Source organism: Mycobacterium sp. SVM_VP21 (assembly GCA_024758765.1).
Lineage (GTDB): Bacteria > Actinomycetota > Actinomycetes > Mycobacteriales > Mycobacteriaceae > Mycobacterium > Mycobacterium heraklionense_C.
On sequence record CP101406.1, the window covers coordinates 206301 to 220031 of the forward strand.

17 protein-coding genes are annotated in these 13731 nt (G+C 66.3%); 8 read left to right on the forward strand and 9 right to left on the reverse strand.

Translation table 11 applies throughout. The features are described 5' to 3' along the window. Positions 1–133 precede the first annotated feature (133 nt). Entirely contained in the window at positions 134–937 is an 804-nt protein-coding gene (locus NM962_01040; protein UVO12783.1) for a L,D-transpeptidase, read from the forward strand. 9 nt (positions 938–946) lie between these two features. On the opposite strand, the gene NM962_01045 is transcribed toward NM962_01040, so the two are convergent. After that, the gene (locus tag NM962_01045; protein UVO12784.1) at positions 947–2203 is read right to left on the reverse strand and encodes a cytochrome P450; all 1257 of its coding nucleotides are present in this window, start codon (positions 2201–2203) and stop codon (positions 947–949) included. Further along, complete coding sequence (locus NM962_01050) at positions 2200–3045, reverse strand: MBL fold metallo-hydrolase (GenBank protein UVO12785.1); 846 nt, start codon at positions 3043–3045, stop codon at positions 2200–2202. Before NM962_01050 ends, NM962_01045 begins: the two co-directional genes overlap by 4 nt. 103 nt (positions 3046–3148) lie before the next feature. Here NM962_01050 and NM962_01055 point away from each other — a divergent pair, with 103 nt between their 5' ends. From NM962_01055 to NM962_01085, 7 genes are all read left to right on the forward strand, one after another. Next, a complete protein-coding gene (locus tag NM962_01055; protein ID UVO12786.1) occupies positions 3149–3937 on the forward strand; it encodes a GntR family transcriptional regulator in 789 nt (262 codons plus the stop codon). Positions 3938–3988: 51 nt separating this feature from the next. Then, positions 3989–4774 (forward strand): class II aldolase/adducin family protein, encoded by a 786-nt coding sequence (locus NM962_01060; protein UVO12787.1) that lies wholly within the window; start codon positions 3989–3991, stop codon positions 4772–4774. A 97-nt stretch (positions 4775–4871) separates the two neighbouring features. After that, positions 4872–6140 carry an amidohydrolase gene (locus NM962_01065; protein ID UVO12788.1) on the forward strand — a complete coding sequence of 423 codons (1269 nt, stop codon included), beginning with the start codon at positions 4872–4874 and terminating at the stop codon, positions 6138–6140. Between the two features lie 2 nt (positions 6141–6142). Beyond that, on the forward strand, positions 6143–7111 hold the full coding sequence (locus NM962_01070) for a D-2-hydroxyacid dehydrogenase family protein (GenBank protein ID UVO12789.1): 969 nt from the start codon (positions 6143–6145) through the stop codon (positions 7109–7111). Between the two features lie 945 nt (positions 7112–8056). Continuing rightward, positions 8057–8389: a hypothetical protein gene (locus NM962_01075; protein ID UVO12790.1), complete on the forward strand. Its 333-nt coding sequence runs from the start codon at positions 8057–8059 to the stop codon at positions 8387–8389. Next, a complete protein-coding gene (locus tag NM962_01080) occupies positions 8386–8682 on the forward strand; it encodes a DUF732 domain-containing protein (GenBank protein ID UVO12791.1) in 297 nt (98 codons plus the stop codon). The genes NM962_01075 and NM962_01080 overlap by 4 nt, the downstream gene beginning before the upstream one ends. Positions 8683–8805: 123 nt before the next feature. Further along, positions 8806–9381, forward strand: coding sequence for a DUF732 domain-containing protein (locus NM962_01085; GenBank protein UVO12792.1), 576 nt, complete (start codon positions 8806–8808; stop codon positions 9379–9381). A 316-nt stretch (positions 9382–9697) separates the two neighbouring features. On the opposite strand, the gene NM962_01090 is transcribed toward NM962_01085, so the two are convergent. From NM962_01090 to NM962_01120, 7 genes are all read right to left on the reverse strand, one after another. After that, complete coding sequence (locus tag NM962_01090; GenBank protein UVO12793.1) at positions 9698–10057, reverse strand: hypothetical protein; 360 nt, start codon at positions 10055–10057, stop codon at positions 9698–9700. After that, positions 10057–10281 carry a hypothetical protein gene (locus tag NM962_01095; protein UVO12794.1) on the reverse strand — a complete coding sequence of 75 codons (225 nt, stop codon included), beginning with the start codon at positions 10279–10281 and terminating at the stop codon, positions 10057–10059. The genes NM962_01090 and NM962_01095 overlap by 1 nt, the downstream gene beginning before the upstream one ends. A 44-nt stretch (positions 10282–10325) precedes the next feature. Continuing rightward, positions 10326–11159 carry a hypothetical protein gene (locus NM962_01100; protein UVO12795.1) on the reverse strand — a complete coding sequence of 278 codons (834 nt, stop codon included), beginning with the start codon at positions 11157–11159 and terminating at the stop codon, positions 10326–10328. A 131-nt stretch (positions 11160–11290) separates the two neighbouring features. Further along, positions 11291–11626 carry a hypothetical protein gene (locus tag NM962_01105; GenBank protein UVO12796.1) on the reverse strand — a complete coding sequence of 112 codons (336 nt, stop codon included), beginning with the start codon at positions 11624–11626 and terminating at the stop codon, positions 11291–11293. Next, complete coding sequence (locus tag NM962_01110) at positions 11623–11865, reverse strand: hypothetical protein (GenBank protein ID UVO12797.1); 243 nt, start codon at positions 11863–11865, stop codon at positions 11623–11625. The genes NM962_01105 and NM962_01110 overlap by 4 nt, the downstream gene beginning before the upstream one ends. Further along, positions 11862–12743, reverse strand: coding sequence for a hypothetical protein (locus NM962_01115; GenBank protein ID UVO12798.1), 882 nt, complete (start codon positions 12741–12743; stop codon positions 11862–11864). The genes NM962_01110 and NM962_01115 overlap by 4 nt, the downstream gene beginning before the upstream one ends. Before the next feature lies 1 nt (position 12744). After that, complete coding sequence (locus NM962_01120) at positions 12745–13725, reverse strand: PPE family protein (GenBank protein ID UVO12799.1); 981 nt, start codon at positions 13723–13725, stop codon at positions 12745–12747. Positions 13726–13731: the final 6 nt, after the last annotated feature.

Here is a 13731-nt window from a genome sequence, read left to right on the forward strand (position 1 = left end):
CCGCACGCGGTCCGTGTCCAAACCTTAATGAAGCCTTGACCGACTCGTGGGCATGTGCGCGAGGCTTTCGGGCGCGAATCTCCCTACCATCAACGGCGATAACTAGTTACAAGATCGGGAAGGTATGCCGACGATGTGGACATCGGTGCGCTCAGCAATGGTGGTGATCGGGGTCGCGGTCACAACGCTCGTGACGCCGCCCGGAACGAGTTCGGCCGCGGCCAGCCAGCCGCCCGGCGCGGGGATCGCATCGATCCAGCCGGCGTCGGGTGCTGTCGTCGGCGTGGCACACCCGGTCGTGGTGACCTTCGCCGCGCCGGTGATCGACCGCCGGGCCGTCGAGCGCACCATCGCGGTGCGGTCCACCCCGCCGATGACCGGAACGTTTGACTGGGTCGACGACACCGAGGTGCAGTGGATTCCCGATCACTACTGGCCGGCGCACAGCGCCGTGGCACTGTCGGTCGGCAAGCTCTCCGTCGACTTCAGCACGGGCGCAAAGGTGGTGGGCGTCGCCAGCATCTCGGCACACACCTTCACCGTGACGGTCGACGGCGACGGCGACGAGGCCGGCCCGCTGCCCACGCCGCATCACCGCCCGCACTGGGGCGAAGACGGTGTCATGCCGGCCACCATGGGCAAGACCGAGTACGAGACGCCGACGGGCAATTACACCGTGCTGGGCAAGGACCGCAAAGTCCTGATGGACTCCAGCAGCGTGGGGGTCCCGATCGACTCCGCCGAGGGCTACCGCTTCGAGGTCGAGCATGCGGTGCGCATCACCCGGCGCGGACTCTACGTCCACTCCGCACCCTGGGCGCTTCGTTCCCTGGGGCTGGAGAACGTCAGCCACGGCTGTATCGGCCTGAGTCCCACCGACGCGGAGTGGTACTTCGACCGGGTCAACATCGGCGACCCGGTGATCATCAAGGAATGACGCGGGCCGCTAGGGCGTCCCGGCGCCGCCGAATTCCACCGGCATAGCGTCGATCCCGTTGATCCAGGGCAGCACCGACCGTGACGGTCGATCCAGCTGGTGGATGTCGGGAATGATGTCTGCCAGCGCCCCGAAGATCAGGTTGATCTGCATGCGGGCGAGGTTGGCGCCGATGCAGTAGTGCGCCCCGGGAGCCCCGAAACCCAAGTGGGGGTTGGGGCTTCGCAAGATGTCGAACCTGAATGGGTCGTCGAACACTTCGTCGTCGTAGTTGGCCGAGCCGTAGAACATGCCGACCCGTTGGCCCTTGCGGATCTGCACCCCGCCGAGTTCGACGTCACGTAACGCCGTGCGCTGGAAGGAGATAACCGGCGTCGCCCAGCGGACCACTTCTTCGGCCATGGTGGTGGGGCGTTCCTCGACGAACAGCTGCCATTGATCCGGGTTGTCGAAGAACGCCAGCATCCCTTGCGAGGTGGCGTTGCGGGTGGTCTCGTTGCCGGCCACCATCAGCATCATCACGTAGTAACCGAACTCCATTGCGGTGAGCTCTTCACCATCGATGACCGCGGTCACCAGGGCTGTCGCGATGTCGTCACGCGGGCGGGCCTTGCGATCTTCGGCCATCTGGTAGGCGTAGCCCAGGAGTTCTGCGGCGGCCAGCGTCCCGTCGGCTCCGGCCTCGGCCTCACCGTTGCCGCCTCCCACCAGCCGATTGCTCCAGTCGAAAACCTGCTGGCGCTCGTCCGCGGGCACGCCAATCAATTCGCAGATAGTGGCCAATGGCAGCTGCGAAGCGACCTCGGTGACGAAGTCGCCGGTATTGTGCTCCGCGGCGGCGGTGACGATCTCTCGGGCTTGCCGGTCGAGTGAATCCCGCATGCCGGCAACCACTCGGGGCGTGAAGCCCCGCGAGACGATCCGGCGCAGCTTGGCGTGCTTGGGCCCGTCGAGAAACAACATGATGTTGTCGCGGCTGGCGTCGTGGAGCTCTTGATTTTCGGTCGTGTTCGTCCGGATCAGCGAGGTGTTCTCATGCGAGGAGAACACCTCGTCCTGCAACGACACGGCCCGTACATCGGCGTGTTTGGTGACGACCCAGTAGCCCTCGTCCGGGTAACCAGATGCGCCGAAGGGCTGGGCGTTCCACCAGATCGGTTCGGTCTTGCGCAGCAGGGCGAACTCCTCATGCGGGATCCGCTCGCCGATGAGTGTGGGGTCGGTGAAGTCGAACCCCTCCGGCAGCAGGTGCTGTGTCTCGGTCATCGTGCTCCCTCTCGCTCTACCAGCGGTTGCCACGCCAAACCTGCACCGGCGCTATTGATGTAGCCGCCCGAGGGGGCGGCGAAATGCGAGCCGAGCAGCAGTGCCCGCTCGTCGGCGACGCGGCGCAGCAGGTCCCGTCGGCTGGCGCGCGCAGCGGTCGGGTCAGTGTCGGGCCGGGCACTGATCTCGGGGTCGACGATTTGGACCGGATGGTGGACGACGTCGCCGCTGATGTAGGCGACCGCGCCGGCGGATTCGATGCGCACCGACACGTGGCCAGGGGTGTGACCGGCAGTCGGGACGAGCCGGACCGTGTCGGTCAGCCGATGATCGGGCCCGACCAGCCGGAGCTTGCCGTGCTGCGCCAGTGGCGCGACGCATTCGGACGCCACCCGGTCCTCCCCGGTGAATTCGCTCCAATGCGCATGCTCGGCCGCGGTCACCAGATAATCGGCCCCTGGGAACCTCGGCACCCACTGCCCGTCCTGCTCGACTGTGTTGCCACCGGCGTGATCGCGGTGCAGATGGGTGCAGACCACCGCCGTAATGTCGCCGGGACTAGATCCGGTAGCCGCCAACGACTCCTCGAAGCGGTCCGGGATGTTGCGCGTCCGCAGGAAGCTTTCGCCGAAGCAGGTGTCGACCAGCACGCAGGACGCCTCGGACGCGATCAGAAAGGACTGGACCGCCATCAAGATGTTGCCCGACGCGTCGCAGTAGTCCGCCAGCGAGTCGTCCGTGAAACGCTCGGAGGCCGCTGCGAAAAGCAGGGCGGGTGGGATCGGTATGAGCGCCTGCAGGACCGCATGGATGTCAACGTCGCCGACAGTCCAGTGCTGCACGCCATGGTCCCCTTCTCGCAGCGCGATCGTATGCCACGAATCATTTGGAAGTGAGCGATTCGAGGAACCGAGGGAAAGGGTCTTGGTCTGGCACACTCGACGGGTGGCAGCTCCCACCGTTCGCTTTCGGCGGCTCGCCGAACAGGTCGCCGACGAGCTTCGTCGGCGCATTCTGACCGGCGAGCTGACCGACGATCATGTGCTCCCCAAAGAGGACGAACTTCTGGTGGAGTTCGCCATCAGCAAGCCGTCCCTGCGTGAGGCCATGCGCATCCTCGAGGCCGAGGGACTGCTCACCGTGCGCCGCGGCAAACGGGGCGGCGCGGTGATCCATCGACCCAGTCCAGCAAACGTCGCCTACACCATGGGCCTGGTATTGGGCTCGCAACAGGTCAGTCTCGCCGACGTCGGGACCGCACTGCTGCAGGTCGAACCAGCCTGCGCGGCACTCTGCGCGCAACGGCAGGACCGAAAGAGCACGGTGGTGCCCATTCTGCGCCGGCTACACGAGGAATCGGTGGCCGCGGTCGACGACCTGCAGCAGGCCACCTCCGCCAGCCGCCGCTACCACGAAGCGCTCGTCACCCACTGCGGCAACACCACCATGCTCGTCATGGCGGGCGCGCTCGAAGCCCTGTGGTCGGCTCACGAGCAAAGTTGGTCCAGCCAGGTCACCGACCATTCGACGGTGCCCGTTCCCGAGCGGCGCGCCGTCTTGGAGGACCACCGTCAGGTGATCGACGCCATCGATGTCGGCGACGCCCAGCGGGCCCGAGACCTTGCCGCGGCACACCTTCTGCACGCCCAGCACTACCCCGGCCGCTCGGGAATCGTCGACCCCGCCATGGTTCGTCCGCGGGGGCTTTCCAGCGCCGGGGAACCCGAGCTCTGAAGAACTCGCCGACTCCATTGACGGGTCTCCTTATTTCCATATGATTTGTTCATGACGGAGTCCGTCGACGTCCAGTGCGCCCGTCGCGGCGGCTCAGCGGTCTGGTCGCCGTCGGTAATTCCGCCGATCGGCGTCGAGCTGAGCAACGCCCAGGCGCTGGCCATCGCCTTTCGCCACCTCGCCGACATCGGCTTCGCCGAGAACATGGCCGGCCACATCACCTGGCAGCCCACCGGCCAGACCGAGATGCTGGTCAATCCGTGGGGACTGTGGTGGGCCGAACTCACCGCCTCCGACATCTGCACCGTCGACGAGGGTGCCCACGTCGTCGCCGGCCGCTGGGATGTCACCCCGGCCATTCATATCCACACCGAACTGCATCGCGCCCGCCCCGACGCTCGCGTGGTGATCCACAATCATCCGTACTACGTGAGCCTGTTGGCGTCGCTGCAGACGCTGCCCGAGCTGGTCCACCAGACCGGCTCGCTGTTCCTCGACGACCTGTGCTTCGTCGAGGACTACGACGGAGAAGTGGACACCGCTGCACGGGCCCGGGATCTGGCCGAGCGCATCGGTAGCGCGAACCTGGCGATCCTGGCCTCGCACGGGGTGATCGCCACCGGGCGCACCCTGGCCGAGGCGGTCTATCGGTCGGCGACCATCGAGCGGGTGTGCAAGCTGGCCTACCACGTCATGTTGACCGGCCGAACACCCACGCCGATGAAGCGCTCCGATATGGCCGGGATGCAGGCGTCGTTGCTCGAACGCGCCGCCGACGTGTACTGGGCCGGCGCGGCCCGCATGACCATCAAGGCCGACCGGCATGTGCTCGACTGATCCCCCACGGCGACCCTCCCCCGCAAGCGGGAGGTGCCCCCATTCGCCCGGCTCCGCCGCGCTTGCGATCGCCTGGCCCGAAGACTGAGGTGCACCGGTGAAATCGATCGACGAGCTCAGCTCCGACCTGAGCTTCACCACCGCCAAGGCCGGAGCGGAACGCACCGTGACCTTCCTCCCGGAACCGCCCCGCGCGCAACGGCGCTACACGGTGATCTCGGTAGACGACCACATCGTCGAACCCCCGGACACCTTCCTGGGGCGAGTACCCCGCAAACTGGCCGACCGGGCGCCGCGGGTGGTCGAGACCGATACCGGCGGCCAGACCTGGATGTATGACGGCCAATCGCTGCCCAACGTCGGGTTCAACGCCGTGGTGGGGCGTCCGGTGTCGGAGTACGGCTTCGAGCCGGCCAGATTCGACGAGATGCGCCGCGGCGCCTGGGATATCCATGCACGCATCAAAGATATGGACCTCAACGGCGTCTACGCCTCGCTGAACTTTCCCTCCTTCCTGCCCGGGTTCGCCGGCCAACGCCTACAGCTGACGACCGGCGACCGTGAGCTGGCACTGGCATCGGTGCGGGCGTGGAACGACTGGCACCACGAGGTATGGGCCGGTTCCTATCCCGACCGCATCATCGGCTGTCAGCTGCCTTGGCTGCTGGATCCCGAGGTCGGCGCGGCCATGATCTACGAGAACGCCGAACGAGGCTTTCGCGCCGTCACTTTCAGTGAGAATCCGGCCATGCTGGGCCTGCCGACCATTCACTCCGGGTATTGGGACCCGATGATCGCCGCCTGCGCCGAAACCGGCACCGTGGTCAATCTGCACATCGGTTCGTCGGGCACCTCACCGTCGACCACCGATGATGCACCGCCCGACGTTGCCGGCGTCCTGTTCTTCGCCTACGCCATCTCCGCCGCGGTCGACTGGCTGTACTCCGGGCTGCCCAGCCGCTTCCCCGAGTTGAAGATCTGCCTGTCCGAGGGCGGGATCGGCTGGGTCGCAGGGCTGCTGGATCGCCTCGACCACATGCTGAGCTATCACGAGATGTACGGAACCTGGAAGGCGCTCGGCGAGACGCTCTCCCCGGCTGAGGTGCTGCAGCGCAATTTCTGGTTCTGCGCGGTCGAGGATCAGTCGTCGTTCTGCCAGCACGAGCGCATCGGCACCGACCACATCATGCTGGAAGCCGACTACCCGCACTGCGATTCGACCTGGCCGAACACTCAGCGGGTGATCCATGAGGAGATCGGCAACCTTCCTCCCGAGGTGATCCGGAAGTTCACCTGGGAGAACGCCTCTCGCCTCTATCAGCATCCGGTTCCCGAGGCGGTCCAACACGACCCGGATGCGTTCTGAACGTGGCCGTCTCCCCGTCACCGCTACGTGTCGCGGTGCTCGATGACTACCAGGGCATCGCCGCCACGGTGGACTGGTCGCCCATCCCCCGGCCCGTGGATCTGTTGGCGATCCGCGAACACCTCGCTCCCGGCGACGAACTCATCGCCCGGCTGGCCGACCGCGAGGTGGTGGTGGCGATGCGCGAACGCACGCCGATCGGAGCCGAGCTGCTATCTCGGCTGCCGGCGTTGAAATTGCTGGTCACCACCGGGCCGTTCAACGCCGCCATCGACGTGGCCGCAGCCCACCGGCTCGGGGTCACGGTCTGTGGGACCGGGGGCACCATAACCCCCACGGTCGAACTCACCTGGGCGTTGATCCACGCCCTGCAACGTCATCTGATCGTCGAGGACGCGGCGCTGCGGGCCGGTCGCTGGCAGCAGACCGTTGGCGCTGATCTGGCCGGCGCCACGCTCGCACTGGTGGGGCTGGGCCGCATCGGCCGGTTGGTCGCCGCGGTGGGCCACGCCTACGGCATGCGAGTGACGGCGTGGAGCCCACACCTGACCCCGGAGCGGGCCGCCGAGGCGCAGGCGCAGCTGCTGGACCGGCGCAGTCTGTTCGAGAGCGCGGACGTCGTATCGATCCACATGGTGCTCTCCGAGGCCACCCGCGGCCTCGTCGGACGCGGCGAGCTGGCCGCGATGAAATCCAGCGCGATCCTGGTCAACACCTCCCGCGGCGGGCTGATCGATGAGGCGGCACTGATCGACGCGCTGCGTACCAACCGGATCCGTGGTGCGGGGCTCGACGTCTACGACCAGGAGCCGCTGCCGGCCGGGCACCCGCTCACCACGCTGGGCAACACCGTGCTGACCCCGCACCTGGGCTACGTGACCGAGAACTGCATGAACGTGTTTTATCGCGATATCGTCGACGACATCGCCGGTTACTGCGCCGGTACCCCACGCCGACTGGTGAAACCGTAATCGCCGCGTTCACACCTTGTCCTATAACAGCCTTTCGTAACAGTGCAGTCGCGTTGGAATAACGGTTCTACAAATAAATTGACTTTGAACGATTTCATGATGATTCCGCAACAGAAAAGGTCCGCGAACACAATGTTCGCGGACCTTTTTCTGGCGCGTGTTATTTAGTGCCGCCGGCCAAACCGATAGGGGCACTGATGGCGTCTGTCATCAATCCCGCGATCGGACTTGCCGCAGCGGCTCCGGCCGGCCCCGGCGCCACCAGCGGCACGGGGGGCGGCAGTCCGGGAACCACCGGAATCGGGGCAATCGGGATCGGAGGCACCGGCCCCGGCAGCCCCATCGGCACAGGGCCAGCAAGAGTGGTTAGATCAGCCGCACACGGCGCCGCGCCGGCCGCCCCGACCACGCCCGCCGGAGCCCCACCGTCACCGGATGTTTGAGCGATCACACCACCCGCACACACCGGCCCACCGAGGGGCAGCTGTGCGACGGGAACAGCACCCGCCTGACCGCTGAGAATCAACCCGCTTGCATAAAAGCCGATACCGGCGAATATCGCTTTACCGAGTCTCCCGAGGCTCTTCACGTAAACTCCGATGATTAGTAACCAGTCCCCCCGGACACGCAATCCTGTGACTGCAAAAGAACCGTATCACAGGCGTGTAAGTTACCGGGCCGGCCAATTGACTCGTTACCGTAACGATGCGGCTCAGGCTGTGTGACTCTATGTTCACCAAGTGGCCTTGCCGCCATTCTGCGCAATCAGCGCAGACCGAACGGGATACCCATCGAAATGAGTGGAGCTAAGGGGACTCGAAACTGTTTTTCGAGCCTCTGAGCTGCGACAATGCACACATGTTCGACTGAACCGAACTGTCCTGACCTGGTGCAAACCGATCCCTTGATGAAAGCTTTCATCACGCATCCACGGAAGGACCATCCATGATCAGACTGACCGTCGTGCTCACCGCGGGCGCCCTGCTGCTCGCACCCGGCGCCCACGCCGACCCCGATCCGCACATCCCCAACCCGAGCGCAGGCTACTGTCCCGGCGGCTCGGCCGGCTCGCCGATCTACATGGGATTCTGCGACGGCGAGCACTACCCAGACGGCACCTACTGGCACACGCGCCAGTGGGGCATTCCCATCTACGGAAACCCGAACGGCCTAGCCGGCACCAGCGGGGGTCCGAACGGCGCCGAGTGCGTCATCGACAACGGCTCACCACTACCGTCCGCGGCGGCTGCCGGCGGCTGCGGGGGCGCTGTCAAATGAGCGCCTATCGGAAGCTACTGATCGCACCCGCGGCGGTCTTGATCCTCGCGCCGTCGGCGCACGCTGACGACCAGTCGTTCCTGGCCGACCTCGCTGCGCACGGCATCACGGACTACTGGGGTCAAGGCCCCGACCGCCTGGTCTACATGGGGCACGAGGCGTGCAATCAGCTGCACGGTGGTGGTTCCCGCCAGAGCGTCGTGGGTATGTTCGGGCCGCTCCAGGCCGGGTTCGGTGAGACGTTCACCAACGCGGCACAAACGCAACTGTGCCCCGACACACTGGGCAACTGAGGCGAATCGTCACGGTGACGACTGTCCCGTGAGCCCCCAACGGGGTGCCGATGACCATCCAAGCGACTCACAGTCATCGAGGCGTAGTCTGCTGCCAGCCAGCAGCAAGGAGGTCACGCACCGATGGACGATCAGACCGAGCTTGGCCTGGACATCGAGACGACGTTCCTCAGTCCACCCGGTGAGCCGCCCGCACCACCCGCGCTCGCATGGGAGGAGAGTGCCGCGCCAGCCGACGCCGACCAGCGTCCACTCCCCCGGCAGCTGCTGGCGTTGCTCGGCTTCGTCGGCGTCGCAGCCCTGGTGCTCGGCGCCTACCTCCTCGGCGCCCGAGCTGAGCGCAGCGCGGCCGTCGCGCAGATCAAACCAGTCATCGAAACCGAGACCGTGACCGAGACGCCGTCCGCTGAGGCATTCCTCGAGTATCACGACGATGCATTCACCAAAGCACTCACCGATGCCGGGCTGCCGGTCGGCAACCTGAATCAGGCCGTGGCATACGCGCAAGGATGGTGCCAGTTCCTTGGCAGCGGTCATCGCACGGCGGCCGAGCAGGCCGACTACCTGCAGCTGATCTATCCGCAGCTGACACCGATGGAGCAGGGCAACTTCGCTGGTCTTGCCATCCGCGCATTCTGTCCACAGTTCACCTACGTGTTCGGCAATGCCGACGTGAGCGCCGGCGCACACACCTCGTAAACGCGAAAAGCGCCCCGCCGCTGGGATGATCTCCCAACGCCGGGGCGCTTGTTCGTGCAACAGGGTGTGATAGTGCCTGTGCCCTATCGAGGTTACCGCTTCCAGCAGTCGGGTAGCCGCTGCAACGGGTCAGCCTCGTGGGGCAGCCACCCGAGCAGGTGCAGCGCGAGATAGACGACCGCGCTGGTGACCGTTACGGGCGCAATGCGGCGGGCGTCCCGGCACGCGGCCGAGAGCGTCTCACCGCGCGGGCACGTTACGTCCCACCAGATGATGCCGGCAGCGAGGGCAATCCAGGCTTTCGCCGCCGGCCGCATCAGAGCAGCCCGTCGAGTTCGGGTGGGGCTTGTGGTGGCGTCTCGTTGGGGAAACAGTGCTTGACCCAGTCGAGGATCTGCCGCAGATACGAGACGGCGACCACCTGCAGCCGTTCAGCACGGTCTGCGCGCTGATCGCATTCGCGGCCGCGCAGCTCGGCGGTATCGAGCCGTCGTTCGACGGTCGTGAGCCGCGTTTGCAGCCCGGTCGAGTACGCCGACCAGTCGGCCGATGTCACGCCGCGCAGCTCGGCGTCCGCGCTGCGCTTCGCCGGCCGGTAGGCGATCGCCGCCACGACGATCGCGCCGACCGCGCCGGACAGGCCGCTGGTCAGCGCAACCGCCAGCGCGGAGTCCATTACAGCTTGTCGACGCTGGTGAGTACGTCGTCGGCTTTCTTGAGGAAGCCGGAGACCGTCGCGATCGCGGTGAGTGCACCGGTCAGCACCGCGGTCCAGGTCGTCGGTACCAGCGGCCCGACCGGCGACTGCAGGATGCCGGTGATGATCGCAGCGGTGCCGGTCAGTGCGGCGATGATGAACTGCACGTCCTTGTGGAGCCCGGCAGGGATGGTGAGTGCCATGTGGGTGGTTCCTTTCAGTTCACTAAATTGAATCGTATCGGCTGCTAAACGCCGAGTTCGTGTGGCAATGACATGCCGAGCTGATAGGCGTCTTGAATGCAGGCGTCCATCTGCGGGGTGTACTGGTAATGCGGTGAATTCGGTCCCGCGGCAAAGAACACCATCACGTGGAACAACTCCATGACCCCGGCGATCGGCTCGCCCAGCACGCCGGCCGCGGCCACGACATCGTCGAACGTCGGCTGCATGACGATTTTCATGAACGTGCGGCCGACCTTGCCCTCGGGTGCTGGTGCTGACCACGGGTTGATGCCGACGCTGCAGCAGGTGTAGATGTCACCTTTGTTAGCGCAGCTATGCACTACCGGGCGGCCGTCGGGTGCTGGGTAGTTCGTCTGCTCGGCCGTGAGGTCGAGTTCGAGCCCGATGCCGCCGGTCTCGACGCCATCCTGCTCGATCGACTCGGGCAGTCCGGCCAGCGCGTTGCCGTGCGCAATGCCCGGCGTTCGGAAAATGTGTCCGAACTGGTAGATCCGATAGATGTACGTCAGCAGGTGATGCAGGCGCCCGTCTTCGGGCAGGATGTCGAGCGTCCACACCTGGTCCCAGACCATCGAGCCTTGGCTGTAGCCGGAGCCGATGATCGCGAGCCCGTCGATCTGGCCGCCGTTGCGGCTGCGATAGTCCTGTTCGCACCACAGCAGCGCCGTCACGAGGCTCTCGCGGCCGGCCTGCACGCTCGGCCACATCGGCAGCGTCGCGGCCGGGTACCCGACCGTGATGCAGACCCACAGGCCGTCTGCCATGTTGGTCAGGCCGCCGGCCATGCCGGAACTGAACCCGGCCCACCAGCCTGTGCCGTCGTCGATGATCGCCATGGGCGGCTCGGGTGCGCCGGCGTAGACGGTGCCGTCGACGCCCAGGAAGTAGCCCGCTGGGCGCCACGGTCGGCCGTTGCCCTGCGATCGGACGGCCGGCCACATGCCCGTCCGGGTCGCAAACGCAGCGGTCACGACGACGCCGGTGGCTTGTAGTTGACGCTGTTCGGCTCGTCGTCATTGATGTGCGGGTTCGCCAGCACCGTGGCCTTGCACAACGTCATCACGGCATCCCAGATGTCGTAGTCGTTGCCGTCGGGCATCCGCATTTTGCGGGTGAGCAGCTTGGCGGTGCTGGTGATCTGGTCCCAGCGCGACGCCGACGTGTTGGCGCCCTCGGGGTGTGCGTAGTCCTTGGACAGCCCGAACATGTTGGCGTCGTAGAACATCGCGGCGAGCGCGTAGTCGAAAGCGCCGTCGGGTGTGCCACCGTTGCCGGCATTGAAAACGTCCTGATCGGCGGTCACTCGTCATCTCCGTTCTCGACGGTCGCGACGGCGGCGTTGGCCCACATCAGCGCCGACTGCAGCTCGGTCAGTGCCAGCGCCTTTTCTCGGCCGGGCGGCACGTCGCGGTCGATCTGGTGCGCCAGCTCGAGGAACGCGGCGCGCAGCGACTCGTGGACGGCGACCTTGGCCGGCGTCGACGGCTTGTAGACGATCCGGCGGTTGATCTCCGCGGTGCTGTTGGGGTCGTGGTGGCTCACTGGTCGGTCCCTTCGGTGTTGGTGGCGAGGACGTCGACGCATCCGGGGATGCCGAAGTGGGCGCCGAGCGCGCCGAGCATCTCGGCGTTGGTGCGGCCGCCGTTGAAGTCCCAGCGGATCAGCTCTTGGTCCCAGACTTCGGCGACCTGGCCGTCCTCGTCGGGCGGCTTGGGTACGGCTGGCGGGTTGTGTTCCACGGTGGTTCCTCCTGTCGGTGGTGCGGGGTCGGGCTGCGCGGGTGCGTAGCCGAGTAGCGTGCGGAGTTCGTCAACGGTGCCGCGGAATGCGTTGGCGTCGACTGATTTGCCGTCGATGATGGCGCCGTCACTGAACTGCCAGATCACGGGCGCGGCACCGCCGTAGGCGTCCCATCCGGGGCCGGTGTCGCCGCCGGCGTGGTCGTACTCGACGGAGCCGTAGGTGCCGCGCTCGTAGTAACTCGACGAGATCAGCCCGGGAACGCCAGCCAGATTCGGCCAGCCGATTTGCTGCCAGTACCAGTGCGGAATGTAGGACAGGGCGACGTTCACACCGACAGCGTTGAAAGCGTGCACGACCGCCCAGAAATTGCCGATGCCACCGGAATTGGCCTCGAAATCGAGCATCACGTACGCGCCGCCACCGTTCGCGACGAACTTCGCGGCCTGCTGCGCCGGATCGTTGGTGGTGACGTAGTGGTAGCCGATCACGGGAACGTCGTTGGCGTTGCACCAATCTCGGACGGTCGGCCAGTACGGATCGCGGTAGTAATTGCCCTCGGACACTTTGTGTTCCATCCACGAGTAGCCCTCGCGATGGAAACAGTCGTCGAGCCAACCAGCGATCTCGGCGAACGATGACCAGTTGTTGTTTGACAGGTCGGGCCCGTAGAGCGTCACGTCATCCTCCTGCAGGGTGTTTGGGCATTACGGTCGGCTGATCGCCGTAGCGTGGTTGCGTGCTGGCGTGCTGCTCACGGCTGCGGTCGCTGATGTTCGGCAGCGGCAACGGCACCGCAGTCGGCGCCGGCCGTACAGCAGCAGCGGACGGTGGTATGAAAGCTGGCATTTTTTCGGCCGGTTCGGCGTGCGCCCAGTTCGGCGGCACCGTCAGGGCGCCGATACGTGAACCGGCCCCGACGCGCGCCGAGACCGCGGTGCTGGTGCTCGGCGTCGGCGCGATGGCCGGGGGCGTCTCGATGATGTTGCGCACCCGATTCAGCACGTCCGGGACGGCTGCGACGCTGCTGGCCGCCCACAACCCGGTCATCAGCGCGAGCACGCTGGTCGGCAGCTCATACGGGCCGGACGACAGCAGCGATTGAAAGGTCTCGTCAAGCCACGCGCTCGGGTCGGTCGCGGTCCCGGCGCCGATCTGCTGGCCGACGCCCGGGACCTGCAGCTGGCCGGTCGCTGCGGTCGACGCCGCCGCGTAGGCGTGCATGGCGGCGATGTCCTGCGCCCACATCTGTTCGTATGCGGACTCGAGCAGCGCGATCGCCGTGGAGAACTGACCGAGTGCGTTGAGTTCGATCAGCGTGGCGCACAGCTGCCGGTTGGCGGCGATGTGTGCCGGGCTGGCAACCGCGGCGTGCGCCTGCGTGAACGCGGTCGCCGCGGCGGCCGCTGCGTGGCCGGTGGTGGCCGCGGAGTCGGCGAGCGCCGTCAACAGTGCCGTGTAACTGCTGGCGGTCGCCCGCATCGACAACGCGGCCGTACCGAGCCATGGAACACCGGCCGTCATGGCGGTCACGGCCTGCGCGGCGGCGTGCAGCTCGGCGGCGAGCTGCTGCCACGCCAGCGCGGCCTGCGTCAATGACACCGCGCCGGGGCCGGCGTAGATCGCCGCCGATGTCACCTCGGGTGGCGCGTACAGGCTCACCGCCGA